General features: G+C 55.0%; 14 protein-coding genes and 1 tRNA gene. 8 read left to right on the forward strand and 7 right to left on the reverse strand.

Annotated elements, in window-relative coordinates; genetic code table 11:
* Positions 1 to 394: 394 nt before the first annotated feature.
* On the reverse strand, positions 395 to 1,621 hold the full coding sequence (locus F1381_RS25565) for a Zn-dependent hydrolase (protein ID WP_151737664.1): 1,227 nt from the start codon (positions 1,619 to 1,621) through the stop codon (positions 395 to 397).
* A 218-nt stretch (positions 1,622 to 1,839) separates the two neighbouring features.
* On the opposite strand from F1381_RS25565, the gene F1381_RS25570 reads away from it, so the two are divergent.
* The 6 genes from F1381_RS25570 to F1381_RS25595 all read left to right on the forward strand — a co-directional run bounded on the left by F1381_RS25570 (position 1,840) and on the right by F1381_RS25595 (position 9,682).
* On the forward strand, positions 1,840 to 2,715 hold the full coding sequence (locus F1381_RS25570) for an aldose 1-epimerase family protein (RefSeq protein ID WP_151737665.1): 876 nt from the start codon (positions 1,840 to 1,842) through the stop codon (positions 2,713 to 2,715).
* A gap of 131 nt (positions 2,716 to 2,846) precedes the next feature.
* Positions 2,847 to 3,755: a glycosyltransferase family A protein gene (locus F1381_RS25575; RefSeq protein ID WP_151737666.1), complete on the forward strand. Its 909-nt coding sequence runs from the start codon at positions 2,847 to 2,849 to the stop codon at positions 3,753 to 3,755.
* Between the two features lie 33 nt (positions 3,756 to 3,788).
* Positions 3,789 to 4,844: a glycosyltransferase family 2 protein gene (locus F1381_RS25580; protein ID WP_151737667.1), complete on the forward strand. Its 1,056-nt coding sequence runs from the start codon at positions 3,789 to 3,791 to the stop codon at positions 4,842 to 4,844.
* Positions 4,841 to 5,983, forward strand: coding sequence for a polysaccharide pyruvyl transferase family protein (locus tag F1381_RS25585; RefSeq protein ID WP_151737668.1), 1,143 nt, complete (start codon positions 4,841 to 4,843; stop codon positions 5,981 to 5,983). The genes F1381_RS25580 and F1381_RS25585 overlap by 4 nt, the downstream gene beginning before the upstream one ends.
* A complete protein-coding gene (locus tag F1381_RS25590) occupies positions 5,973 to 7,520 on the forward strand; it encodes a lipopolysaccharide biosynthesis protein (protein WP_151737669.1) in 1,548 nt (515 codons plus the stop codon). Before F1381_RS25585 ends, F1381_RS25590 begins: the two co-directional genes overlap by 11 nt.
* 848 nt (positions 7,521 to 8,368) lie before the next feature.
* Positions 8,369 to 9,682 carry a glycosyltransferase family 2 protein gene (locus F1381_RS25595; RefSeq protein ID WP_151737670.1) on the forward strand — a complete coding sequence of 438 codons (1,314 nt, stop codon included), beginning with the start codon at positions 8,369 to 8,371 and terminating at the stop codon, positions 9,680 to 9,682.
* Between the two features lie 313 nt (positions 9,683 to 9,995).
* Here F1381_RS25595 and F1381_RS25600 read toward each other — a convergent pair whose 3' ends face one another.
* Positions 9,996 to 11,090 (reverse strand): threonine aldolase family protein, encoded by a 1,095-nt coding sequence (locus tag F1381_RS25600; RefSeq protein WP_151737671.1) that lies wholly within the window; start codon positions 11,088 to 11,090, stop codon positions 9,996 to 9,998.
* A gap of 192 nt (positions 11,091 to 11,282) precedes the next feature.
* Between F1381_RS25600 and udk the strand changes: the two genes are divergently transcribed.
* A complete protein-coding gene (gene udk / locus F1381_RS25605) occupies positions 11,283 to 11,933 on the forward strand; it encodes a uridine kinase (protein ID WP_151737672.1) in 651 nt (216 codons plus the stop codon).
* Between the two features lie 97 nt (positions 11,934 to 12,030).
* Here udk and F1381_RS25610 read toward each other — a convergent pair whose 3' ends face one another.
* The 4 genes from F1381_RS25610 to F1381_RS25625 all read right to left on the reverse strand — a co-directional run bounded on the left by F1381_RS25610 (position 12,031) and on the right by F1381_RS25625 (position 21,021).
* Positions 12,031 to 13,278: a helix-turn-helix domain-containing protein gene (locus tag F1381_RS25610; RefSeq protein WP_151737673.1), complete on the reverse strand. Its 1,248-nt coding sequence runs from the start codon at positions 13,276 to 13,278 to the stop codon at positions 12,031 to 12,033.
* 197 nt (positions 13,279 to 13,475) lie between these two features.
* Positions 13,476 to 19,019 carry a S8 family serine peptidase gene (locus F1381_RS25615; RefSeq protein WP_151737674.1) on the reverse strand — a complete coding sequence of 1,848 codons (5,544 nt, stop codon included), beginning with the start codon at positions 19,017 to 19,019 and terminating at the stop codon, positions 13,476 to 13,478.
* A 319-nt stretch (positions 19,020 to 19,338) separates the two neighbouring features.
* Positions 19,339 to 20,730, reverse strand: a complete 1,392-nt coding sequence (locus F1381_RS25620; RefSeq protein ID WP_151737675.1) for an MATE family efflux transporter — start codon at positions 20,728 to 20,730, stop codon at positions 19,339 to 19,341.
* A gap of 206 nt (positions 20,731 to 20,936) precedes the next feature.
* A tRNA-Leu gene (locus F1381_RS25625) sits at positions 20,937 to 21,021 on the reverse strand.
* 207 nt (positions 21,022 to 21,228) lie between these two features.
* Here F1381_RS25625 and F1381_RS25630 point away from each other — a divergent pair.
* Positions 21,229 to 22,212 (forward strand): glycoside hydrolase family 43 protein, encoded by a 984-nt coding sequence (locus F1381_RS25630; RefSeq protein ID WP_151737676.1) that lies wholly within the window; start codon positions 21,229 to 21,231, stop codon positions 22,210 to 22,212.
* 68 nt (positions 22,213 to 22,280) lie between these two features.
* Here F1381_RS25630 and F1381_RS25635 read toward each other — a convergent pair whose 3' ends face one another.
* Positions 22,281 to 26,024 carry an alpha-L-arabinofuranosidase C-terminal domain-containing protein gene (locus tag F1381_RS25635; RefSeq protein ID WP_151737677.1) on the reverse strand — a complete coding sequence of 1,248 codons (3,744 nt, stop codon included), beginning with the start codon at positions 26,022 to 26,024 and terminating at the stop codon, positions 22,281 to 22,283.
* Positions 26,025 to 26,123: the final 99 nt, after the last annotated feature.

The following is a 26,123-nucleotide window of genomic DNA, read 5'->3' on the forward strand; positions in this document are numbered from 1 at the left end:
GGACAACGTGCCTACCTTCTTACAATAGAGTTTTTTCTATTTATGGACAGTTAATTTATACCATTTGGCTAATGTCAGCTTTTATGCAACGCTAGTGGTTACAATCCACTTTCTTAACTCAATACGGCGGACTGCACCACTTTTAAGTGGCGAAAATCAAACTAATGCCTTGACCGCATCAAATTGCGGCTATGCACCATCTAACTCGCGAGTAAGAATGGGGATGCCGGCGTATACCTTCCTTAGATTTGGCTTGGTCAACGCACTAGTTACGACTCCCCGCTTCCTCCACTCCCCGGCGCCCACCGGATACCCAAAACCAGCGGCGGTTGTGTCGGGATAGTGTAGATCGCGTATTCTACGTATTCTGCTTACCCTGCAACAGGACAACAGGTCAACCGGACAACAGTGACAGCACTGTCTCCAGCACGACATTTACACCCTTCTCGCAGTCTTCGTACGAGGTCAGCTCCTCTTCGCAATGGCTCTTGCCGTTTACGCTCGGCACGAAGATCATGGCCGACGGAAGGAATCCGGCGACGAACTGGGCGTCATGCCCCGCGCCGCTGGCCATCTTCTTGCCGGAATAGCCCAGCACCGCCGCAGCCTGTTCAACCAGTCCGCACACATGCGGATCAAACCACACCGTATCGCGGCCCCACAGCTTGGTCTTGGACACCGCACAGTCCAGCACTTCCTCCGGCAGCGACGTTATAATGGCCTCTACTTCGCGGACAATATCCATGTCCTTATGTCTGGCTTCAACAGTGAAAATGACTTTGTTCGGAATGACAGTGTGAATGTTCGGCTGCACGTTCAGCCGGCCCATCGTATACACCAGCTCCGGGTCCAGCGCCCCCAGCTTACGGCGCAGCTCCGCAATCAGCTCGGTGGCCGCGAACAGCGCGTCCCTGCGCATATCCATCGGCGTCGTACCGGCATGATCCGACTCACCGGTTACTTCAACCTCATAACAGGCCATGCCCACGACGCAATCCACCAGGCCAATGGCGACGCCTTCCCTCTCCAGCACCGGTCCCTGCTCGATATGCAGCTCCAGATAGGCCGTTGCTTCCGCAATCCGGTTCGCGGCCTCCCCGGCAAAGCCGCTGGCTTCCAGCGCTTCGGCGAAGGTTATCCCTTCCGGGTCCTGCTTCTTCAACATTTCCGTCTTATCGAATCTGCCGGACAATACACCGGAAGCCATCATGGAAGGCTCAAAGCGGGCGCCCTCTTCATTGGTGAAGTTCATCACCGTCACCGGGAGACGGGGTGTAATTCCATGGTCCACCAGCGTCCGCACAACCTCAAGCCCGGCAATAACGCCCAGTACGCCGTCGAACCGGCCGCCCTTCTTGACCGTATCCAGATGCGAGCCGATGACAACGGGCGGACCGTCTGTGCTTCCGGCCAGCGTTGCGTACATGCTGCCCATATCGTCCACCGTTACGTTCATGCCCAGCTCTTCACAGCAGGCACGGAAATAATTCCGTACCTGCACATCCTGCTCCGACAGCGACAGGCGGGTAACCCCATTCTTCTCCGTACGGCCATAATCCGCAAATGTCTCGATGGTCGCCTTCAAACGCTCACCGTTGACATAAAGCTGCTTCAGCTGCATCTGAACTTCCCCCTCCGCTTTGGTTATAGTCATGTCATGATCAGCAATCATTCATGTGATCTTAGCTATCTTTATATTGTCATCCGATCCGGCAATTTTTTCATTTGACAGTCTGTAATAATTATTTTTGCCTCCGGTTCACGTTCTGTTACAATCTCCGGCACCAAGTCTGCTACAATATGTCGCAGAACCACCATAATCGAAGGGAGAACGAGGATATGAATACTATACTGCACAATGCTGTGGCCCAGGCTGAGATCAGCTCGCTTGGAGCGGAGCTCATCAGCTTCAAACGGAAGGACAACGGCACGGAATATATGTGGAGCGGGGACGCCGCCTACTGGACCGGCCGTTCGCCGGTGCTGTTCCCGATCATCGGGGCGGCGCGGAACGGAGCCATCCAGGTGGATGGACAAGCTTATTCCATCGGGAACCACGGCTTCGCCAGACGCAGTGAGTTCACCCTTGTAGAAAGCGATGATATCCATGCCGTCTTCCGCCTTACACAAGACGACAAGACACTGGCCGCCTATCCATACAAATTCAGTTTATACCTTACTTACACGCTTACGGGCAGTACATTGGAAATTGCCTACCGGGTCGAGAATCCCGACAATCAGGAGATCCATTTCCAGCTTGGCACGCATCCCGCCTTCAACTGCCCGCCAGACGGGCAAGGCAGCTTCAGCGACTATGTGCTGGAATTCGGGGAAGCGGAGCCGCTGGAACGGCTGTTCCTTACCGATGCGGGCCTGATTATCGCCGGCAAGTCCGAGCCGCTGCTTGGGGACACAGACACACTGCCGCTGAATCATGAGATGTTCTATGCCGGTGCCCTTGTCTTCCGTAATGTCCGTTCCCGCCGGATCATTCTGAAGAGCGCGCAGAGTGAACGCAGCGTGAGCGTGTCCTTCGAGGGCTTTCCCGACCTCGGCATCTGGCAGCCGAAGGACGCCCCGTTTGTGTGCATCGAGCCGTGGCACGGTGTGGCGGACGGCGAGGATTTTGCCGGGGAACTGCACGACAAAGAGGGGATTATTACGCTTGCGCCGGGAGCTTCACATGCCGCAAGGTTAACCGTCTCGTTCAACTAATTGGTATGCAACAAGTAAACTAAAGTAGTATATACAACCTTTCTCTTCCAAGAGTAAGCTTAAGTTAGCTTATAATCCCAGGGCAATATATAGGGATAGACCGGGAGACTTGGATAGGGAGTGTGGAGTATATGCAAGGATTGTCAGTGGCAATCTGCACCAGAAACCGGGTACAGGACCTGACACGGTGCATTCATTCGATTACCAATCAGAGCATCGGCCGGATGTATCCTATAGAAGTGATTATTGTCGACGACGGGGACCTCCCGGAAGGGAACCTCGCCGGCTTCGATGCACGGCTGCGCAGCTGCGGCTACCCCCTCATCTACTACAAGAAGACAACTGATCGGGGACTCTGGATGTCCCGTATCAAGGCGGTGGAGCTGTCCTCCATGGACAAGATCCTCTTCCTCGACGACGATGTCGAGCTTCCCGATCATTATCTGTCCACGCTGGTCAAGACCTACGATGACCATCCGGATTGCGCCGGCGTCGGCGGCGTCGCGATCGGCATGCGCAATAGCTTCCTCGGCACAATCCGCTGCCTGCTGTCCTTCCAGCAATCCTTATCGCACGGCAGGCTCTCGCTGAGCGGGCAGGCCGGCTCGATGTATAACTGGCACAAAGCGAAGAAGATCTTCAAGACGGAATTCCAGCACGGCTGCAACATGTCGTTTAAGACCGCCGCCATCGCGGGGCTGGAACCCGTCTCCTGGCTGAAGAGCTACAGCGTCGGCGAAGATTTATTCCTGTCCCGCATTGCGGGCCGTTCCGGTCCCCTCTATATCAATCCCGAACTTAAACTGCTGCATCACGAATCGCCGGCTTCCCGGGACAATCTGGAGAATGTCGCTTATATGCGCGTCCAGAACCACGTCCATCTGCTCAAGCACAAACGCTCCGGCCCCATCGGGTATCTCGCGCTCATCTGGACGACGCTGTATCTGATGCTCCGCGAGCAGCCGAAGAAGAATACCGCGGCGATCAACGGCTACAAAAAAGGGCTCAAAGAGCTTGTCTTCAGACAAACCGCCGGTTAAGCCGGGATTACGTGGAGAGGAGGGAGTGGCCGCATGAAACTGAGCATTGTGGTTCCCATGTACAATTTAGAACGGTATATCACGCCGCTGCTGGAATCACTCCTGCGCCAAAGCGACCAGCGGTTCGAGGTGGTGCTCGTGGACGACGGCTCCGCGGACCGGACCGGTGAGGTGGTGCAGGAATTTATGGCACAGCATCCCGCTTTGCGCGGCAGGCTGATCCGTACGGCGAACGGCGGGGTAAGCGCCGCCCGGAACACCGGCCTTAGCGCAGCGGAAGGCGACTATGTGCTGTTTCTGGACGGGGATGATTACGCCTCGGAGCGGCTGACGGAAAGCATCATCACCCATACCCTGGGAACGGAGCCCGATATCTTCTGCTGGGGCTATAATCTCGTCCGCGAGGACGGCAGCACGATTGTCAGCTTCGCGCCGGAGGGCGGCGACGGCAGCGGCAGCGACGCGCTGGCCGATATCTTCGTGCACCGGCGGCTGAGAATCTGGACCGGAAGCATCGCCTTCCGCCGCAGCTTCCTGCTCACGCACGGCATCCGCTATACCGAGCGCTGTGTGAACGGTGAAGATCAGGAGTTCATTTATAAAGCGCTCAGCCAGGCGTCCCGGGTCATCGCTGTCCCCGAGGTGCTCTCTTTCTATGTCCAGCGCACCTCGTCCATTACCGGCACTTACAATGTGGCCAAGTTCGACGTGGCCGCCGCCTTCAAGCGGACCGCCGAATACTTCCGGGCCCATCCTTTTGCCGGAATGGATACCATTTCGCAGCTGCTGCTCGGGCGGGAGCTGACGGAGAATTATTTCTACAATTTGAAGACCTGCCTGAACGGTGCTTCCACCGGCCGGATTCAAGACCTGCTGCAGGACATCGACCAGGCTTATCCCGGCCTCAATCAGGAAATGCGGGGAATCATGAAGGACTATGCGGGGGAGGACCGGCAGCTCGCCGTACAGATCAAGGCTTTTCTGCTGTCGCCTGTGCTCTATCAGCGCCTGATTAAGCTCGACCACGGCTGGATTCAATCCAAGCAAAGGCTCAAATCCGTTATCGCCAGAAAGGAACTCAAGATATGAAGAAGATGATGATCAACGCTTATACCGAATTCAACCTCGGCGATGACTTGTTTATCAAGGTGCTGTGCGAGCGCTACCCGGAGACCCGCTTCTTCACCATAGCCCCCCGGGAATACAGGACAGTCTTCCGGAATCTGCCTAACCTCAAGGTCATCCCCTCCGATGCGGTCTGGTTCCGGGGCATCAACCTCATCTTCCGCAAGCTGAAGCTGCATAACCGTTTCCTGCAGCGGTTCCTCAGTGAGCAGTCGGACGGTACGGTGCATATCGGCGGTTCCATCTTTATGCAGGGCGAGCACTGGAAGGCGTACGTAGCCGAACAGGAGGAGCTGCGCAACAAGAGCAAGCCGTATTATTTAATGGGTGCCAACTTCGGCCCCTTCACCGACCCGGAGTATGCGCAGACGTACCGGCGGATTTTTCCGGAATATACCGATGTCTCCTTCAGGGAGCAGTATTCCTACGATTTGTTCAAGGATCTGGGCAACGTGCGGATGGCGCCGGATATTATTTTCGGGCTGAAGGTGGATGATACGGTTGCCGCTGCGGCCTCCCCCGGAGCGAACGGGCGCTATATCGCCATTTCGGTGATTAAGCCCTCCTCCAAGAATCTGAACGGTTTTGACGATCTGTATTATGAAAAAATGAAAGATGTTGCAATTCATTTCATCCGTCAGGGCTATGACGTGCATTTTCTCTCGTTCTGCCAGCACGAAGGCGACCAGGAGGCGATTGGCCGGATTCTGGAGCGGATTCCGGGAGAATTTCAGGCACGGCTGCATGCCATCATGTACAAGACCAATATCGACGAAATGCTCTCCTCGCTCGCCGGTGCAAGCTTCATCGTCGCCTCCCGCTTCCACGCGATGATCTTGGGCTGGGTGCTGGAGAAGCCCGTGTTCCCTATCGCCTACAGTAAAAAAATGGTCAACGTGATGGAGGACGCTTATTTTGCCGGAGACTATACCGACTTCCCCCGTCTGGCCGATCTTACCCCCGAGCGGGTCTTTGCCGCTATGGAAACGGGCCGCCTCGATGTGACGCGCAAGTCCAATCAGGCGCTCAAGCATTTCGAGCAGCTCGACGCCTATCTGACGCCGCAACCGCTGCTGGAAGGGAGACGCAGCTATGAAAGCTAAGCGGAGCATGCTTAACCTGGGCTTCGGCCTGGTCAGCCAGGTCATTACGATCATCCTCGGCTTCTTCATCCCCCGGCTGATTATGGTCAACTACGGCTCGGAGGCCAACGGCCTGATCTCCTCCATCGGGCAGATCATCAGCTATCTGGCCCTGCTGGAGGCGGGGGTCGGTGCAGCGTCGCTGCAGGCGCTCTACAAGCCGGTGTCCACGAACGACCGCGGGCAGATCAACTCGATTCTGGCGGCAACCTCCAGCTATTTTAAAAAGACGGGCATCTACTACTTCTTCGCCGTACTGCTGCTCGCTGTCATCTATCCGTTCGTCGTGAGCTCGGAGATCGACAAGCTGAGCATCATGGTCATCATCCTCTTTACGGGGATGGGCGGGGCGATCAACTATTATTTTCAGGGCAAATTCCGGGTCCTGCTGATCGCCGAAGGCAAAAGCTATGTCGAGACGACCATTGTCACCATCGCCAACATTCTCAACAACGTGGTGCGCATCTACCTGCTGATGCAGGGGGTGGACATCATTGCCGTACAGGCGTCCTTCTTCGTGCTGACGGTGCTGCAGATCGTGGCGTTCTATATTTATATGAAGCGGAACTACAAGTGGATGGATCTCAGTCTGAAGCCGGATTTCGCCGCGATTTCGCAAAAAAATTCGGTACTCGTGCATGAAATCTCCTACCTGGTCTTCCGCAACACCGACGTGCTGATTCTGACGATCTTCACCAACCTGAAGGTGGTCAGCATCTTCGTGATGTACAAAATGATTTTTACGATTGTGGACAATATCGTCCAGACGGTCAACGGCAGCGTCAAATCGGCGCTGGGACAGAGCTACCATGGCGACAGGAATACCTTCGTGAAGTTCTATGATGCGTATGAAATTTACTTCATGGGCCTGATCTTCTCCATTCTGACCGTGGTCTATATCGTCATCCTGCCGTTCATGGAGCTGTACACCGCCGGGGTCAACGATGTGAACTACATTGATTACTGGCTGCCGCTGCTGTTCGTCATCGTCAAGCTGCTGACCAACGCACGGACGTCCTCCAACAATCTGATTACGATTGCCGGACATTTCCGCAATACGCAGTTCCGTTCGATACTGGAATCGGTCATCAACATCGGCGCTTCCATCCTGTTCGTCAGCTTCTTCGGGATCTACGGCGTGCTGATGGGCTCCATCGCTGCCCTGCTATACCGGACCATCGACATTGTCGTGTACGCCAACAAGGAACTGCTTGGACGCAGCTCCTGGGTGACCTTCCGGCGCTGGCTGATCAACGTGGTCATCTTCACCGCCGTGGTGCTGCTGACGAACCTGCTGGATCTGCACATCAGCTCGTACGCGGGTGTCCTGATCTGGGCGGCCGTGCTTGGCATCATCGTGCTGCCGATCTACTACACCGTCGGTTCGCTGATGGAACGCGAGGTGTTCCTGTACGCCTGGAACTACTCGCGGCGCTTCCGCGACAAGCTGCGACCGGGCCGGCGCAAGGTGTCGGCCAGCCAGACGCAAGGCGGATAATTGCAGTATAGGCCGGCTGGCCGTAACTGTGGCGGTGTCCCGTCTGATTCATGGGAAAATGGGCCGCCACAGGGCTGCTAGTGGATAATCGCTAACTAACTAGTTCTGCTCCACCGTTTGCTCCCCATAGAAATTGTGGCTGCCGCAGTGAAGCTAAGTGGATATTCGCTAACTAACTAGTTCTGCTCCACCGTTTGCTCCCCATAGAAATTGTGGCTGCCGCAGTGAAGCTAAGTGGATAATCACCAACTAATTAGTTCTGCTCCACCGTTTGCTACCCATAGAAATTGTGGCTGCCGCAGTGAAGCTAAGTGGATATTCGCAAACTAACTAGTTCTGCTCCACCGTTTGCTCCCCATAGAAATTGTGGCTGCCGCAGTGAAGCTAAGTGGATATTCGCAAACTAACTAGTTCTGCTCCACCGTTTGCTCCCCATAGAAATTGTGGCTGCCGCAGTGAAGCTAAGTGGATATTCGCAAACTAATTTATGTTTTATCAGACTTTTCGGAGATCTAAGTGGATATTCGCCAACTAATCCTTGGAGTTCTGCTCAAGATGCCCCATATACGTAGAATTAGGTGGCGGTTATCCAACTAACCCTCCTGTATTCGAGACTTTGGCAGAATTAAGTGGCGATTATCTAACTAAAGTCTGCGGAGGATGGAAGGATAGGGCGATGAGCCAAGCATTTGCTCAACAACTAAGCCCATGCTTACGATGCAAGTTTTGTCACGACGATAGCTCAAGAAGCCTATGCTCACAAAACTAAACCGATGCTTACGATGCAAGTTTTGTCACGACGATAGCTCAAGAAGCCTATGCTCACAAAACTTTAAGGAGGACTGATTATGGACCGCGGGGAGTTATACCAAGCCGGGAACCGGCTTTTGCAGCAGCTGAGCAGCGATCTGGAGCAGTCCCCCGCCGGACGTATATCCGGCGAGGAGCTGGTGCGCCGGGCCAGGGAACGGAGCGGCGCCGAAACGGACCCCTCCGTACGGGAAGCCCTGGGCAACCTGACCGGCGTCATCGCCGCCTATATAAACGGCCGGGCTTCAGCGGATGCCCTCCAGTTCTATCTCTCGCAGCAGTTCGAAATTGACCCCGGCAGCATGACCGGTCTGCAGGAGAGGCTGCCTGCCTTGCGGAGCCTCACGGAGACCCGCAGCACCCTGCTGCCTCACTCCGCCGACCCTGCCGATTACCCGAAGGTAAGCGTCATTATCACGACGTACAACCGCAAAGAGTTCCTGCGTCAGGCGGTCGACAGCATCCTGCGCCAGGATTACCCGCACACGGAAGTCACGGTCATCGACGACTGCTCCAGCGACGGTACAGCAGCCATGATGAAGGAGGTATTCGGCGGGGAGCCGAGGGTGATCTTCATGCCGAGCGAGCGGAACAGTGGTCCCGGAAATAACCGGCGGCGGGCGTTTGCGGCGCATGGCGACGGGGAATATATTCTTTTTCTCGATGACGATGATTACCTGATCGACCGCAGTTACTTCCGCAAAGCGGTGAATTTCCACCTGCATCATCCGGAGATTTCTTTTGTCGCCGCCAATGTCTTCATGGAATATTCCGCATCCGGCCGGCTCACTCCGTCCAGTCTGGAGCTACCGGGCCTCATCCCGAAGCAGGATTACTTCCGCAACTTCGAACAGAAAGGCTATCCGAAGCCGGCCTCCACGCTGACGACAGTATTTAAGCGCGAAGCGCTGATGGCGATGGATATTCTCAATATGAATATGGTCAACGACGCTTCGATTTACCTGCGGGCGCTGCTGATCGGCGATGCCGGATTCATCGACACGATTGCCGGTGTATACCGGATTCACGGCAACAACATTACATTTAACCTGAGCCAGTCCTTCCTGATTGAGAACCTTGAGGAGAAACGGCTGATCCGCAACATGGCCATCGAACGCTTCGGCTACAGCAAGGCGGAAATGCACGAATGGTTCAACCATAATGTATACGACACCATCTCCTATTACCTGATGAACTCGGCCAAGGATCATGCCGATTTTAAATTTATGTACGGCTGGGCCAGTGAGCATTCTCCACAAGCCTACAGCCGGCTGAAACGCCAGTTCCGCACCAAGCTGATGAAAAAACAGCTGCTGCGTGTTTCCTTCGTCCGGGCGCTGCTGAACCGGTAACCTGTACTACTCTGAGTAGACTCCATCGGCCACTTGCAACTCAAAGGGCCGATTTTATTTTGCCGCGGCCGCGTTAGTTGCACTATGTACACCTATTTCCTCCCAAAAGGCTACCGGAGGCAATTATCTTAGCGAGCGGCGAGTGTATTCTTCGCTATGGCTAACCTGGCAGCCGTACTCCGCATAATATTCATGTCAAAAAAAGACACCCCTCAGGTGTCTCTTCTTTTCTACGCATCTTTCCATCTTCCGTCTTTCCCGTCTTGCCGTCTTGCCATCTTCCCGTCCCTTCGTCTTCCCGGGACCCGCAGCCTTATCCAATCTGCCGCATCAATTCATCCAGCCGCCGGAACGCCGCTTGAATCTCCGCCTGCGAAAGTGTACCGTAGAGGTCGCCGATGCTCACCTCATAAGAGCAGCGTCCCCCGCTCCGCTCTTTCAGCCGCGCCGTCAGGCCAACGCCGGTCTCTTCGTAGAAACGGACCAGCAGCGGCTCCAGCCGCTCGCGGTCCACTCCGAAATAGACATGGAACATATTCGAGACCGGCGCCTCCGGCAGCGTGGATACCTTATGGCAGCCGTTAAACATGGCCGCCAGATCCTTAGCCTGCTCATAATACAATCCCATCTTCTCTGCCCGCTGACGGTAATAATAGCGTGCAGGGATGATGTACGGATACAGGCTGATCAGATCGCCGCCGTGCCGCCGCTTCCAGATCTTCGCTTCCTCCGTGAAGTCCCTGCCGCCGGCCAGCACCGCGCCGGCAATGCCGCCGATCCCTTTGTAGACGGAGATATACACGCTGTCGAACAGGCTGCAGACCTCGGCAGCCGTCTTCCCGTAGTACGGCAGCACCTCCAGCAGTCTGGCGCCGTCGAGATGCAGCCGGATATTCTGCACGCGGCAGTACGCAGCTATCGCCTCCAGCTCCGCATACTCCGGCAGCTGGCCGCCGATCTCGCGCTGCGGCAGCTCCAGCAGCAGACAGGCGATCGGCTCAGCGATGCTCTTGACATCCTCCAGCGTGATCAGCCGCTCCTCATCCGCCAACAGCAGCGGCTTCAGATGATGCAGCTCCTTCAGGCCGTCCTGCTCATGAATCTCCAGATGGCACAGCGGATGATACGCGACCGCCTGCAGATTCATGCGGTCGGACCAGATCCGCAGCGCGATCTGCTGGGCCATCGTGCCGCTCGGGAAGAAGACTGCCGCCTCTGTACCCAGCAGCTCCGCCATTTCCTCCTGGAAGTCCTCAATGACCGCCCCCGCTCCATACATATCGCTCTCCATACCGCTGTCCACCGCGGCAAAGGCCGCCTGCAGCACCGCCGCATTCCGCGGTCCGTGCCCGGCCAGCTTGACCGGCGCCTCTTGAAAGGCTTCCTGTAATGACTTCGTTTCACTCATTCGCTCGCCCGCTCCCTTCTACAGCCCGAATATCCGGGCCGAAACATAAAAATTATATCATTATTAGACAAAATGCGCTTTTTTGTGAATGTTCACGTTTTATTCCGCCGAAGCAAGGTGAAATATGTGAAACGCTGTGCTACAATATTGGAATTGCTAAGGCAATTGCTCAGGGAGGTTTATAACAAAGCCATGCTTATAATTGGTATAGCCGGCGGGACCGGTTCTGGTAAGACAACAGTAGCACGCTCCGTCATTGAGCGTCTGGGAACGGGCGACAAGGTGACGTTCATTTCGCAGGATAATTACTACAAGGATCATTCGAGCCTCAGCATGGAGGAACGCAGTGCGATCAATTACGACCATCCGCTGGCCTTCGACAATGAGCTGCTCATCGAGCATCTCGAATGCCTGAAGTCGGGACAAACCGCCTTCGCCCCGGTCTATGACTTCACGGTTCATGCCCGCTTCACAGACCGGACGGTAGAGCTGAAGCCGAACAATATTGTCATTGTCGAGGGGCTGCATGTCCTCTCCGACGAGCAGCTGCGCGGTCAGCTGCACATCAAGGTGTTTGTCGATACCGACCCGGACGTGCGGATTCTCCGCCGGGTACTGCGCGACATCGAGGAGCGCGGCCGGACGATCCGTTCGATCCACACGCAATACCTGACGACGGTGAAGCCTATGCACGAAGCGTTCATCGAGCCGTCGAAGAAATACGCCGATCTGATTATCCCCGAGGGTGGGGAGAACGAGGTCGGCATTGAACTGTTGTCCGTCCTGACCGAGAAATATTTGTCGGGCGACCAGCAGTGGAACGGAAACGGAAATACCCGTTAAGCACAGATAAGGCTGCCGATGACATCGGCAGCCTTATCTGTGTGCAGAGGTTAGTATGTTCTGACAGGGAGCGGCACCGCAATCTACACCCCGCTGCTCAGTAATCCTCCAGTCCGCTGCTTACCCCTCCGATTATGCTGAGCGAGATTTCCAGCGCCTTGCCCTGATCCCCGGTCTCCAGATAATGCTTGAGCAGCTTGCGCTCATATCTTTCAATGGTATACGTATCCCCGGCGCTGCGGAAATACGGGAGCGCTTCCTCTTCAATGTAGCGGTAATAGGGCTTCCAATCCTCCTTCAGCGACAGCATCAGCAGATTAAAGTTCACCTCCCGCTTATCTTTCCGCTCATGTGCAAGGGTCAGCCCCTGATAGGTCATGGCCAGCAAATCGGATACCGGCAGCGTTCCGGCCTTGGCACAGGATGTAATGTAGCAATCCAGTACAGTCAGGTAAAACGGATGATCCGGCCCGTTCACCAGCTCCATCACCTGCCCGAAAAGACCGGCCGCTTCACCGTACAGCCCGCGGCGCATATGCTCATAGGCCAGATTATGCAGCAGCTTATACTTACGGTCCATGGATCCGCAAAGATCGCAGGCTTTGATCAGATTCTCATAGGATTGCTTGGCAATGGCAAAATAATGCGGTTCATTGACGCTAAGCTGGATCAGCATCAGCGTCTCGGTATCGATCACCCGGATCAGATTAAGTGTTCTATGGAAGTATTGCAGCGCTTTTTCGGCATAATAATAAGAAATCATATTGGAATGGATCGAGTGATAGGCCAGGGCCAGATGATAAAAGTATTCCTGCTCCGTATATTCGGACTCGTCAATGTCAGTCAGTACACGGATACAATCCAGGAACATCCCTGACAGAAAATAATAAATTCCCTCCAGATGCCGGTAATAATTGCGCACATACAGGGAAGCGTAATCCTCCTTCTGAAATTCTTTGAGCAGCTTGTAAGCAGGTTTCAGGTCATTATTATAGAGGTGATGGCGGATCAGCAGCAATGAGAACGGAATTTTATAATCCGGCAGATCCCTGAGCGCTTCCTGCTCGATTTGCCGTTTAAGGCTCTCCGCTTCCTGCGTCCGCTGCATGACCATAGCGTTATGCCATTCGTTAAGCAGGCGCTGGGTCTCACGGAAGCGTTCTACTTCTGTTGTCATATTAATCTGAAGCCGCTCGCACAATAAATCGGTAATTTCCGGCGAGTACTCCGTGATGCCCCGCTCTATTTTGCTTAAATGAGTTACGGAGCAAATGCCCTGACCGAGCTCCCGTTGGGTTAGCTGTTGTTTCTCCCGGTAGTGTTTGATGATCTTCCCCTCAGTCATTCTCCCGGCCTCTTTTCCATTGAAATCAAGCGGTTAGCTCTCTTTATTATACAACGGAGTTTAAATGATCCAAGAGTCAGTTAGTGGAATAATTCTTTACAGCACCTCAGCTTATTAAAAAACCGGGAGATACCCGCCCCTACAGCGGATATCCTCCCGGCTTATGCCTTATGCAATTCTATTGGTTTCCCGCCAAACTATCGGCCTGCCACAGTCAGCAGATTGTAGATAGTCTGCGCCGTTTCAGCGCGGCTTGCCGCCGCCTGCGGAGCGAACAGGCCGCTCGCATGCCCGGACATGAGGCCAAGGCCTGCCGCCTCGCCGATACTTTCCGCCGCCCAGGAAGAGATGGACGTCTGGTCCTTGTACTCCTGGCCATTGACCGGTGCAGCGGCTTGCTTGGCCGTGGCATACTCATAAGCCTTCACCGCGATTACAGCCATCTCTTCGCGCGTAATGCTCTGGTTCGGCGCAAAGGCTGCCGCTGTAATTCCGTTCACCAGTCCGGCTGCATGTGCCGCAGCTACTTCATCTGCATACCAGGCGTTTGCCGGTACATCAGCAAATGGAGCGGCCGTCTGTGCGGCTGTATCCAGTCCCAGCGCCCGTACAATCATTGTTACGAATTCCGCACGCGTCGTTTTGGCATTCGGGGCAAACTGCGTTTCCGATTGGCCGGTGACGATGTGCTTCGCGGACAATGATTTTACAGCGTCTGAAGCCCAATGCGATGCCGCCAGATCCGTAAAGCTCTTGTCGTAGGCCAGTACACCGTAAGTGCTGAAATGGCCGACGCCCGCGGTTACGGTATGCTGTGCTTCGTTCACCTTACCGCCTGCATACTCCCAGGCAGAGGTTTGCTCGTTCAGGTAGTATACGCCCAGCAGTCCGGCGTTCAGCTCCCCGCTGTAGGACAACGTAATCTGCACATCAGCCGGGAATTTCGCAAGCTGCGTTTCTTGACCGTCCGCCTTCTTGTAGGACAGCTTGAAATCATACACGCCGCCTGCCGTCAGGGCCACACCCATTTCTCCCGATTTAGGTGTTGCTGCTTTGGCAGCAATGTTCAGGTAGATATTGCCCTGGTTCTGATCATTGGCCTGTGCGGCAAGAGCCTGCAGTACTTCCGCCGGAAGGGTTACCGCTGCACCGTCTGCCCGAACAGCAAGGGCATTGCCCTTGAGCAGTTCTCCGGCATTGGCCGGCAGCTTCAGCGGAACGCCTGCCTTGCCGTCAAGCGTCACTGTACCGTTAACGGCAGTGGCCAGCTCTGCAGCCGATACCGTCTGTTCGGCAGCTGCAGCTGTGCCGCCGGTTACTCCGCTGCCCGTATTTCCTGTGCTGCCTGTGTTGCCGCTATTGCCATTGTCGGTGCCATTATCGGTGCCATTGTCGGTGCCGCTACCGTTATCAGTGCCGCCGTTCAATGTGCCGTTCTTGATCTGCTCCAGCATCTCATCCAGTCCAACGCCGGCGATGTTGTCCTGGGCAACCGCATCTACAGCGGCGTTCTGGCCCAGCGCCAGGAAGTTCTTCACGATGAATCCGATATCCGTATCATCGACAACTCCGTCCTGATTAATATCAGACTTGGAATCGCTGGTCTGATAAGCCAGTCCCGCCTGCTTCAGGTCGTTGATATCAATGATTTCATCACCGTTGACATCACCGGCCAGCGCGCCGTTCATGGACAACAGCTGCTGCATGCCGATCAGCTTGCCGTTCTCCACCTTGTAAGCATAGCTGGATACACTGAGGGAGGTGTGACCCGGTGCCTTGAAGGTCAGTTTAAATAACTCATCTGTAACAGGAATTGATTTGAGGTTATATTGGGCGTTCTTGTCAATAGCTGCCTCATATTTCTTTCCGGATTCCGTCTCGGCATATACTTTGAAATTCATTTTGCTGTAATCCTTGCCGAACTCCAGGAATTCTCCGTTAACCATGAAAGCCTCCGGACCTACATATCCATAGAACCGTGATGTCTGGGAGCCAAAATCCATATAATCGAAATTATATGCCGGAGTATATACCGGCTCCTCCGATCCCGCCTGGGTTACAAAGAGATCTAACACCTGAACATTGGCAACCTTATTATAGTAGGCATCGCTGTCCACCTTGTATTTCAATGTAAGGAACGGTACATCGCCGTCGATCCCTGCCAGGTCTTCCCCTTCCAGATTTACCTTCACCGTGCTGAAAGCCTCATTGATTTCCTCACGATTCACAGCTACCGTGGCTCCCTGCTCCTTCGCCAGTGCCTGGAGTTCGTCCGCAGCGGCAATGGATTCAAGCTTGAAGACACCGGTAATATCCTGAAGCATAAATTCGGCTCCGGTAAATGCCTTAAGGTTGTTCATGGTAATTGTAGCCGTGAAGGTGTCGCCTACCTTCACCGACGCCTTGTCCAGTTCAGTAACCGCATAGGTGGTGTCCGGCTTCACATAGGCAAATTTATTGTCCAGCCAAGTTGTTCCTACCGTGGCCATATCCCAGCCGAAGAGACGCAGCTCATAAGGCTCTGCTGCATATTCTTCTTTCGTAATGCCGTAAAGGAAATTCCCGTCGGCATCGGCTTCAAGGTAACCCGCCATGAACGGGCTGCCATATTCATAATAAGCTATGGTATTGTCACCCTGGTCATAGGAGTAACCGGCTTGTTGCAGCTTCTCAATACTATTATCGTTGATGTTGCCGTGTACCCAAATCGCGGATACCTCTTTGCCTTCAAACGTTTCCGTTGTGAAGAGCGAGTCGTCCACTTCAATGATCGAAGACGTAACCGGAGAGGACTCACCGGCAGCATTCTTGGTCGTCAGCGAAAGCTCAGGCGATGTATTGTCTACCAGCGTCATCGGAGAGCTCTGATGGTAGAGAAGACCCTCCGAATCTCTGCTCAGCACCTCAATCGTATAGGCGCCTTCTTTCACGAAGCGGGTCACACTGGAGATGCCCCCATCCTCCGTAAACGGATAGACATATCCTTTAAAGATATTGAACAGATACATCTCCTTGCCTGGCGTAATGCCCGAGGCATTCATTGCCCCCAGGTAACCGAGCACTTCTCCTGTTTTATAGTCTTTGAGATAGAAATCCATGGTCTCCATCGGGCTCTTCAGGGAGAAGAAGGCGGTTGTCACCCAGTTGGAATACGAATGCATCACATAGTTATTCGAGATGGCCGGAGGGTCCATTTCAAAGTAACCGATCCCCTGGTCCGTGACCCGGATCAGCAGCGGCAGCTGGTAACGGTCTGCAGCATCTGCCGTATTGGTCACATGGATATAGCCTTCATAGGTTCCGTTCGGCACCTGATCGCTCACCAGCAGCTCGGCATCGACTGTTGCACTGGAATTAGCAGATACAGTTACCTCATTAACGCTTAACGTAATCGGAGCGTCCTGAAGGAATTCCAGCTCCAGATGGTAAGTATTGTCGCTGTCGCTGCGGTTATCGAGCTCAAGCGTTTTGCTGGCGGATGCGATTTCCCCTTCCTCTGTATATACGCTTCCGTAATTCAGGGAGCCGGTAATGTTGCCGATCTCCACATATTCATTGTCGGCCACGCTGAGCGTGGTATCCAGTACCTTAACGGCCGTGTCCGCGTAGACTGCGCGGTAGGCATCGACCCGTCCGGCACCGACCTCATAGATGGAATAATTCTGGGTCAAGTCGACGCTTGTATTCATCAGCGCAGCCTTGACATCGAACGGCGTATATTCCGGATGGGCCTGCAGGATCAGTGCGGCGATGCCGGCTACATGCGGAGTCGCCATCGAAGTCCCCGACATACGTGTATAGGCGATATCATAATTGCTCTGGTTCTTAGGATCGTTCATATAAACCGGATAGGTAGAGAACACTGCCACACCGGGAGCCACAAGGTCAGGCTTGATGTCGTCGGTACCGGAGACCGGTCCGCGCGAGCTAAAGTCGGCCAGCGTATCGCCGGCGGACAGCTCATCCTCTACGGTCTTGAAGCTGATATACGGCTTCGCCAGCTGCCGCAGCAGCTTTCCGTCCGCCTGCTGGATCTGGAAGGTCGGAATGAATCCGGCAGCCTCGCCCAAATAATTATCAATATAACCGGTGGTATTGTTATAGATGATTGCAGCTGCCGCACCCGCTTTGGCGGCATTCTTGATCTTGACGTTGAGGCCGATCTCCCCGCGCTCGATGAGCGCGACCTTGCCGGCAACATTAAGCTTCTTGAAATCGTCGGCCTTGCCGAGTCCCGCATAGACGATTTCCATCTCTGCGCCAACCAGGCTGCTGGGCTCATAATTGAACTCTTCGCCGAACAGCTTCATCGTCAGCGGATGGTAGACCGTATCCGTCACGGTCGCTGTCTTCTCGGCTGCGGGCTCTGCCGCTGCAGCCACCGGAGCGGCGGCCGCATCGTATACCGCAGCCGTCACCGAAGGAATCTCGATCGGCACACTGGAAGCGCCGATGGTAATTCCAAGCGCGCTGGCGCCCGGCGTGCCGAGCGTCCCTGCCTTCGGACCGTCATTGCCGGCGGCAATGACGCTGACGACGCCGGCCAGCATCGCGTTGTTGATGGCGATGGAGGTCGGATCCAGCGGATCATTCAGCTGCGAGCCCAGCGACAGGTTGATCACATCCATTCCATCCTCTACCGCCTTGTCGATCGCGGCAATAATTCCGCTGTTCGCTCCCGAGCCGTAAGGGCCGAGCACGCGGTAGGAGTACAGCTCTACGCCGGGCGCTACCCCTTTGACGGCATAATCCACATTATTGGCGTGCTGGCCGGCAATCGTGCCGGATACATGCGTGCCGTGGGCAGTGAAATATTCCGATTCCGATACCGGACTGCCGGCTGCAACCCAATCGTCATATGTAGTTTCCATCGGATCGGCATCGTTGTCGATGAAATCCCAGCCCTTGACGGTAGCCGGATCAACCGCTGCCGGGTCTTCGCCCTCGGTCTCACGGTATCCCTTGTAGACGCCGGTTAAGTCGGGATGATTGTAATCAATCCCCGTGTCCAGCACCCCTACCTTGATTCCTTCACCGGTAATGCCTTCTGCCTGCAGCTTGTCCACTCCGATAAACGGTACACTGTCCATCATGAACGGCTGGAAGCCGGCAGCTTCCTCCCCGGCAGTCTCATCGGGCACTTCACTGTCAGCGGTAAGATCAGTCGGCACAATGGTATCGTGCGGGAGTTCTACCTTGGTATCATTCCAGATCTTCTTGACCAGACCCGACTGGGCGAGAGTCTGCACGGCTGTCCCCGGAAGGGTGACGGCCACGCCGTTAAAAGCCTCGCGGTATTCCCGCGTAATCGAAATTTGCGACGCATCATAGGCCGATACGCTGCGATTCATCCCCAGCTTGTTTACAAAAGCTTTGAAATCCCGGTGGGACTGCTCCACCTGCTCTTCTGCAGAGACCAGGGAGAACGTCCGCAAAGAAGATGTGTTCTTCAGTGCCGCTACTGCGGCCGGTTCAGGCTTAAACTGGATGATCACATCGACGAGTTCGCCGCTGCTTGTGTTGACATCAGGCGAGATGACCGGCCCCGTACTGGCGCTAAGCTGCTCCAGAGCCTGTCTTTGTGCGGGGGTCAACCCTGCCAGGATGGCTTCGGCCTCTGCGGCCGAGACGGTGCCGGCTGCGGACGGAGCCGCGTATACGGCGGGAGCCAGCAGCGAGGACACCAGGAGCCCGCTTGCGACGGTGCCGGAAAAAAAGCGGTTCATTGTTCTGAGCTTCATCAGATTCCTCCATTAAATAAATTGATTAATAAAATGAATGGCTGCCTAATGCTTGGGCCAATTTTTTTACTTACTATAATCTGAAGGGTTTTCGCTGTAAATTGGGGTAATTGGACGGATCAAACCTTTGAAGAAAAGGAAATATCCTCCGCCAAAGCCATTTGGCGCATTCGCCGGACAGAAGTTATTCCGATAATCTGGAAAAATGGAACGCAAAAAGACCGCCTTCTGCCGAAAGCGGCCCTGCTACAGCTAAAAAGTTTACCCCAATAAAGCGGGAAAGGAGCACATAAACATAACATCCGGCTCTGCATAATGCCTAGATTACTTTATGCAGTGTCCATTTCTCTCCAAGGAAACGCCGCAGGAAGATGAATCCGCGCACGCCCCATTCACAGTTCATCGCCAGCCATACCCCGACAATGCCCATACCGAATTGAATCCCCAGCAGATAGCCGAGCACCACCCGGAACAGCCACATCGACAGCATGGAGACCATCGAGGTGTATTTGGAATCCCCGGCCGCCCGCAGCGCCGACGGCGTAATGAAGCTGACTGACCACAGCGGAATTTGGGCAATGGTATTGATCAGGAAGACGATGAAGATATCCTTGATGATCTCATTCGGCGGGTGGAACAGGGAGACGAGCGGATGGAACAGCGGCAGAATGAGCACCGCCATGACTACAAAGGACAGGCTCGACAGCCATATATACGATTTGACGAACTTGCGCGCATCCTGCACATTTCCGCTGCCCATACACTGGCCGACGACAGTAATCAGCGTCAGGGACAAGGCGTTGGCGGGGATCTGCATCACGCCGGCAAGCGATGAGCAAATGGCGTTCGTGGCGATGGCATAGGTGCCGAGACTGACGATAAAGATCTGCGTCAGAATTTTGCCGCCGTTAAAGAACATTTGCTCCGCCGCAAAAGGCAGGCCTATCGACAATATCCGCTTGAGCATGCTCCAGTTGAGGGCCAGCAGATCGCGCAGCTTCACTTGAAGGCTGCTGTCCATCCGGAACAGGTAGATCAGTGCACAGGCGGCCGCCAGATAGCGTGAAATATTGACCGATAGCGTCATGCCGAACACACTCATGTCCAGTCCGTTGATAAAGACGAAATTCAGCAGGACATAGACCAGATTCATAATCAGCGAGAGGATGAGGGACACCCGGGTTCTCCCGATGCCGCGCAGCGCGCCGCAGACGGCCTCCACTACAGCGATGCCGAGAAAAGAAAAGCTGCTGCCGATCAGATACGTCCGGGCATAATCCATGACCTCCGGCGACGCCGCGCCGAACAGCAGGTTAAGCAGCGGCCCGTGCAGGACGATGCCGAACAAACCAATGGCAGCGGCAATTAAGGAGACCGAAGAGACGGCACCTGCGGTGGCCTTGGAGACCATCAGATCGTTGCCGCTGCCTTTATATTGGGCGACCACTACCGTGCCGCCGGTTGAAATTGCAATAAACACGCTGATCAGAAAAATATTCAGCGAATCAATCATATTCACCGCACTGACCGCCGCCACGCCGGACGAGCTGATCATTGCCGTGTTCACGAGATTAAGGCCGACTACAAAAGCCTGATCCACCAGCAGCGGAATAAACAGCGCAATCATCTGGCGGTAATCCATCGTCTGTCCGGAAAAATATTTGTCCAGGAGCAGGCGTCCTTGCTTCACGTTCACCTTGGGCTCTAGCATAAGTTCACTTCTTTATAGTAGAATTTAGGGCCCCGCTATTCTAACACATGAGGTGCAGAAGTCAAGGAAGTTCACGATATTTACCGGATTTCTCCGCGGACCAGAGACGGCGACAGGGTGATCGTGACCCTTTGGCGAACGGGGATATACTAAAAAAAGCTCCTGAGCTGCCCGGATGAGCATTTCAGAAGCTTTCTTCATTAGGATGCGGTCGAGAGGACTCGAACCTCCACGGGGGGTTAGCCCACACGGACCTGAACCGTGCGCGTCTGCCAATTCCGCCACGACCGCGTATCTTTCAGTTCTGCATGTTTTGCAGGACAAGAAATAATATATCATGAATTTCTGAGGAGCGCAATACTTTTTCAAAAAAAATTATTCAGGCCGCCGCAACATGTAAAGTTTGTGGGGTAGAAACTATACTTTGCTGATTCACCGGTATCTCTATTTCTGATACGATCACTTTGTAAGCGATTAACTTTTACAGGAGGAACCGATGTGACCAAGCCCGCTGAGCCCCGTGAGCCGCTCGTAACCCATATTTATACTGCGGACCCTTCCGCGCATGTATTCGAAGACAAAATCTACATCTACCCTTCTCATGATCTCGATCACGAGATGGACTCCAATGACAACGGCGACCAGTACGATATGGAGGATTATCATATTCTCTCCCTTGAAGGAGAAGGCGCACCCTGTGTTGATCACGGCGAAGCGCTGCATGTAAAGGATGTACCCTGGGCCAAGCAGCAGATGTGGGCGCCCGATGCCGCCTACAAGAACAACACCTATTATCTCTATTTCCCGGCGCGGGATCATGACGGCATCTTCCGGCTCGGCGTAGCCTCCTCTTCCTCGCCTGCCGGACCGTTCAAGCCTGAACCGGCGTATATTCCCGGCAGCTTCAGCATTGATCCCGCCGTTCTCACCGATGACGACGGCAAGGCATACATCTACTTCGGCGGCCTCTGGGGCGGCCAGCTGGAGAAATGGCAGACCGGCGCGTTTATAGAGGATGCCGAAGGACCGTCCGGCACAGAACCGGCGCTGGGCCCCCGGGTGGCGTTACTCAGCGAAGATATGCTGAGCTTCGAAGGTGAACCGCAGGAAATCTCTATTGTCGATGCGGAGGGCCATCCCCTGACCGCCGGTGACGAGGAGCGGAGATATTTTGAAGGTCCTTGGGTGCACAAGTACAACGGCCGCTATTATCTCTCCTACTCCACCGGTACCACCCATAAGATTGTGTACGCCATCGGCGATCACCCCATGGGGCCGTTCGTTTATCAAGGCACGATCCTGACTCCGGTGGTAGGCTGGACAACACATCACTCCATCGTCCAGTTTAAAGAGAAATGGTATTTGTTCTACCATGACAGCTCTCTCTCCGGCGGTGCCGATAATAAGCGCTGCGTGAAATACACCGAGCTGACGTACGATGAAGACGGTACGATTCAAACCATCGATCCCTACGCCAAATAAAACCCAATTAAATAAAAGGCGGCGCCGCCCTGAAATGGGGCGACGCCGTCTTTTTGCGGATAAGCTGTTTAAGCCTGAAGCTTCAGCACCAGGATATTTACCGAGTTGGCAGGCAGATAAAGCACCAAAGAGTCGCCGTCCACGGAAACTTCGCGCTCCTGCGGTACGATCTTCTCATCGTTCTTCTTGTTTACATTCGGCACATTCACTAGCGAAGCGTCTCCCGTCAGGGTAATCCACTGCGCCTGAGTCTGCACGCTCAGCTCCTGCAGCCCCAGGCGGGTCGCCTTCTCCACGCTGCCGGGGTTAACCAGCTTCACATAGACATGCTCCGCATCCTTGGTTACGGAATGGAACACCTCATGATTATAGGCCTCCAGCTTATAATCCAGCACCTTGCTCTGCTTCTGTCCGTCCGTATAGGAGCACACCAGCCGGTCTCCCGTTTCACCGCCGTAGTTCACGGTGATTGTATAGTCGGTGTTCTCCTCCAGCGGTTCGTAAGCCGCCGCCCGCAGATTGCCCGCCGCGGTGCTGGAGGAATAGTCGCCCAGCGTATACGCCTCCACGCCCCGCTTGAACACCTTCAGGCCGGTGGCGCTGCCGCCGTAGCCGATGGCGTATTCGAGCACATCCTTCGTCTCAGGTGAGATGTCCGTGAGTCCTACGCCCACATAGAAGCCGTCCTGGCCCGCAGCGCGCGAAGCTACAACCTCCACCTTGTAATCGCTCCAGCTGTCCTCCAGAATATACAGACCGTTACGGCCGTTCTTCTGCGCCTGCAGAACCAGCCCTTCCCCTGCGCGGAGTTCATAACCGGCGGAACCGGGGATCGCCTGCCAGAGCGGGCTCAGCTCCTGCCCTTGCGTGAAATCCTGCTCCAGCAGCGTGCGCCCGTCCTTATTCGAGACTACGCTGACCCGTTTCACGGTCACTTCCGCCTCACCTGCAGCGATCTCGATCCCCCCTGCCGGAACCAGCGGACTCGGCCGGCCGTTCCGGTAAGTGGCGAAGGAGGTGGCGAGCACCTTGCTGCCGAGGTATTTGGCATACAGCTGCTGCACATAGTAGTTCGGGGTGTACCAGACCGTCTCGTCGTCGAACCAGATGCAGTCCGGCGTCCAGCGGTAGGTGCCGTCGGTCAGTACTTTGTTGAAGAGCGGCGCATACGCGGCCAGCAGCACGACATCGGCATTATTTTCAAACCCGGTCATCACCGCTGCTTCAGCAACCGCCCCCGCCAGCGTATTCTTGTCCGTCGAGGCATACTCGCCGACAAATACCTTGGAGGTCTGCTTTCTGTCGATGCTTCCATCCGCATTGTAGGCTCTGTAGTAGTAATTGTAGCGGTCCGCATTGTTCAGCAGGTAATCGTTCGAACGGTAATAATGCTCATCGGCAATCGTATCCATATAATTCGGCTGGTTCTCATACCAGGTTACAGTCTCTTCAATAATGTTATGACCGTCTGCAAAAGCAACCTCCGCCGAGCCCTCCATCCCGCCGCTCAGAAACTTCCAGCCCAGCTGGTAAGCATCATCGTCGGCCTGCGCGCCTACCGTAGAAATAATGTGCAGCTCATATCCCGGATAATGCTCTTCCATATAGGCATCAATGGAGGTCTTGAAGACCTCAAAATTCGCGTAGAACTCATTGCCCCAGTTCTCGTTGCCCACGCCCAGGTAGCGCAGATCAAACGGCGCCGCATGGCCCATATTTTTACGCAGCGCAGCCCATTCATTACCGGCAAAGTCGGTGTTGATGGCAAAATCGATCAGATCGGTAAAGCTCTTAATGTAATAGTCGCGCAGCGCGCCTCCCGCCGGGTGGGCGTAATCCGAACGGGCCTGACAGAGCACCCCGCAAGCCATTACCGGCAGCGGTGTGGCATTGAGGTCTTCGGCCAGCTGGAAATATTCCATGTAGCCCAGGCCCATCGTCATCATGTAGCCCCAGACATTGTAATTCTCCTTGCGCAGCTCCACCGGTCCGACGGAATCCTTCCAGTCGTAGACATTCTCCCAGATGAACGAGCCTTCAGAGATACAGCCGCCGGGAAAACGCAGGAATTTTGGATGCATGTTCTGCAGTGCCAGCACCAGATCCTTGCGCAGCCGGTAATTCGGGTTGCCGCTGTAGTTGGCATGCGCAGAGGCCGATCCCGCTTCCTCGCCTGCACCCCACACCTCCTGCGGAACGAGCGAGACCATGTCGATGGAGATGTCGCCGTCAAACGACAGCACCAGCTGGCCGAGCGCCGTGGCGGAACCCATCAGTTCAATGCGGGATTCAGCGCCGTATTTGCTCCAGGCATTGCCGCCGGCAATCCCGACTGCCACGGCGCCGCTGAGCGGCTTGCCCTCCGCATCCTGCAGCTGCAGCGTAATCGTGCCCGCCGTTTCGGCCTTGGCCCAGACCGTGAAGTCATACCGCGCCCCTTCCTTGATGGACATAGCGCAGTTCCCGTTGGTATCGGCAAATCCGCGGTTGCGGATCTCCGCTCCGCTTGCCACTGTGACATAGCAGGAATTGACCTCCGGGTCGTCCAGCCCGAACCATTCGTTCAGACCGCCTTCAAACCGGGGCGTCATCCGGTCCGTATCGCCGGACCAGGCAAACAGCGGCTCACGGTTGCGTCCGGTAGAGCAGCCGCAGACGCCGGAGTTATGATTATACGTATCGAAGGCGAACGATTCGAACGAGCGGTTCTGTACCAGCTCGGCATAGATTCCGCCGTCGGCCGCATTGTTGATATCCTCATAGAACAATCCGTACAGCACTTCGCTGACATCCAGAATCTCCTTGCTGCCATGGATCGTCAGCGTGTAGGGCGGCTCGCCCTGCGGGAGCACGGAGAGGTTGAAGCTTTTCGCGGCGGAAGTCTCCCCCTTGGTCAGCACGGCGGTAAGCGTAACGGCCTGCGCGGAGACGATGCTCTGAACCTTTCCATTGTGGTCCAGCACTTCCGGCCGGTCCGACTGCCAGGATAGCTGTACCTTCCCGCCCATCAGCGAAGCCGGGAGCTCCAGATCCTGCGTGACAATGGTCGTCGGCAGCGACACATATTTATCCTTGACCAGCTTTACGATTTCTACGTCTGTCAGCGATTCGCACATCACTTCGATGATCTCATCTGCGGACAAAGGTGCTTTATAAATCTGCAGATCAGAGATGGAGCCGGAGAAATCACTGTCGGCCGGATACTGCGAATGCCCGATATAGTTGCCGCTGAAGTTGGCTTTGTCCTCAAACGCTGCAAACCATTTGCGCAGCTTCGCGTAATTACCGCTGGAGGTCTGGCTGATGGAGCCGTCGGCCGCCACCTCGCCGTTCACGTATACCACAGGACCTGCGCTGCTCAGTGTGCCGCCCTTGGTACCGGTTACAGACAGAGCAATATGCATCCACTCCCCGCTCGCAAAGCCCTTGCCCGGATCCGCCAGCAGGTCGCCGCCTGCCGACAAGGTTGCCCGTAAATAACGGGTCAGGAACAGCATCGGTCCGGATTCCGTACCGAAATCAACGATACGCTCCCATACGCTGCTGCCTTTGCCGAAGTTGACCCAGGCGGAAACCGTGATTCCGGAATCATCGCCTACTTCGCCCAGCAGATCAGATGGAAGCTCGATATAAGAAGTGCCCGAGGGCCCTCCCGGTAATGTTACAGCCATTCTGCCGCCTACCTCGGAGATTACCGGCGTGATCCGGCCGGCAGCCTTGCCGTCCCGTCCATGGCCGGAGCTGTCCTTGCCCGCATTTGCTGCATCCTCAAATGTATACCTTGCAATGATTTGGTCGCGGAAATTGCTCATTCTCAGAACTCTCCATTCGTTTGTTTAATATATACATGAATTAATTCACAATAATAAATACCATATTGCTATACTACTCCAAATGAAGGTCAGTTCACA

The organism is Paenibacillus tengchongensis, from assembly GCF_008973665.1.
In the GTDB taxonomy this organism is placed as follows: domain Bacteria; phylum Bacillota; class Bacilli; order Paenibacillales; family Paenibacillaceae; genus Paenibacillus_AQ; species Paenibacillus_AQ tengchongensis.

Bases quoted from the DNA above. Each gene is read 5' to 3' on its own strand.
- F1381_RS25565 (WP_151737664.1), bottom strand. From the start codon at position 1,621: ATGCAGCTGAAGCAGCTTTATGTCAACGGTGAGCGTTTGAAGGCGACC.
- F1381_RS25570 (WP_151737665.1), top strand. From the start codon at position 1,840: ATGAATACTATACTGCACAATGCTGTGGCCCAGGCTGAGATCAGCTCG.
- F1381_RS25575 (WP_151737666.1), top strand. From the start codon at position 2,847: ATGCAAGGATTGTCAGTGGCAATCTGCACCAGAAACCGGGTACAGGAC.
- F1381_RS25580 (WP_151737667.1), top strand. From the start codon at position 3,789: ATGAAACTGAGCATTGTGGTTCCCATGTACAATTTAGAACGGTATATC.
- F1381_RS25585 (WP_151737668.1), top strand. From the start codon at position 4,841: ATGAAGAAGATGATGATCAACGCTTATACCGAATTCAACCTCGGCGAT.
- F1381_RS25590 (WP_151737669.1), top strand. From the start codon at position 5,973: ATGAAAGCTAAGCGGAGCATGCTTAACCTGGGCTTCGGCCTGGTCAGC.
- F1381_RS25595 (WP_151737670.1), top strand. From the start codon at position 8,369: ATGGACCGCGGGGAGTTATACCAAGCCGGGAACCGGCTTTTGCAGCAG.
- F1381_RS25600 (WP_151737671.1), bottom strand. From the start codon at position 11,090: ATGAGTGAAACGAAGTCATTACAGGAAGCCTTTCAAGAGGCGCCGGTC.
- udk (WP_151737672.1), top strand. From the start codon at position 11,283: ATGCTTATAATTGGTATAGCCGGCGGGACCGGTTCTGGTAAGACAACA.
- F1381_RS25610 (WP_151737673.1), bottom strand. From the start codon at position 13,278: ATGACTGAGGGGAAGATCATCAAACACTACCGGGAGAAACAACAGCTA.
- F1381_RS25615 (WP_151737674.1), bottom strand. From the start codon at position 19,019: ATGAAGCTCAGAACAATGAACCGCTTTTTTTCCGGCACCGTCGCAAGC.
- F1381_RS25620 (WP_151737675.1), bottom strand. From the start codon at position 20,730: ATGCTAGAGCCCAAGGTGAACGTGAAGCAAGGACGCCTGCTCCTGGAC.
- F1381_RS25635 (WP_151737677.1), bottom strand. From the start codon at position 26,024: ATGAGCAATTTCCGCGACCAAATCATTGCAAGGTATACATTTGAGGAT.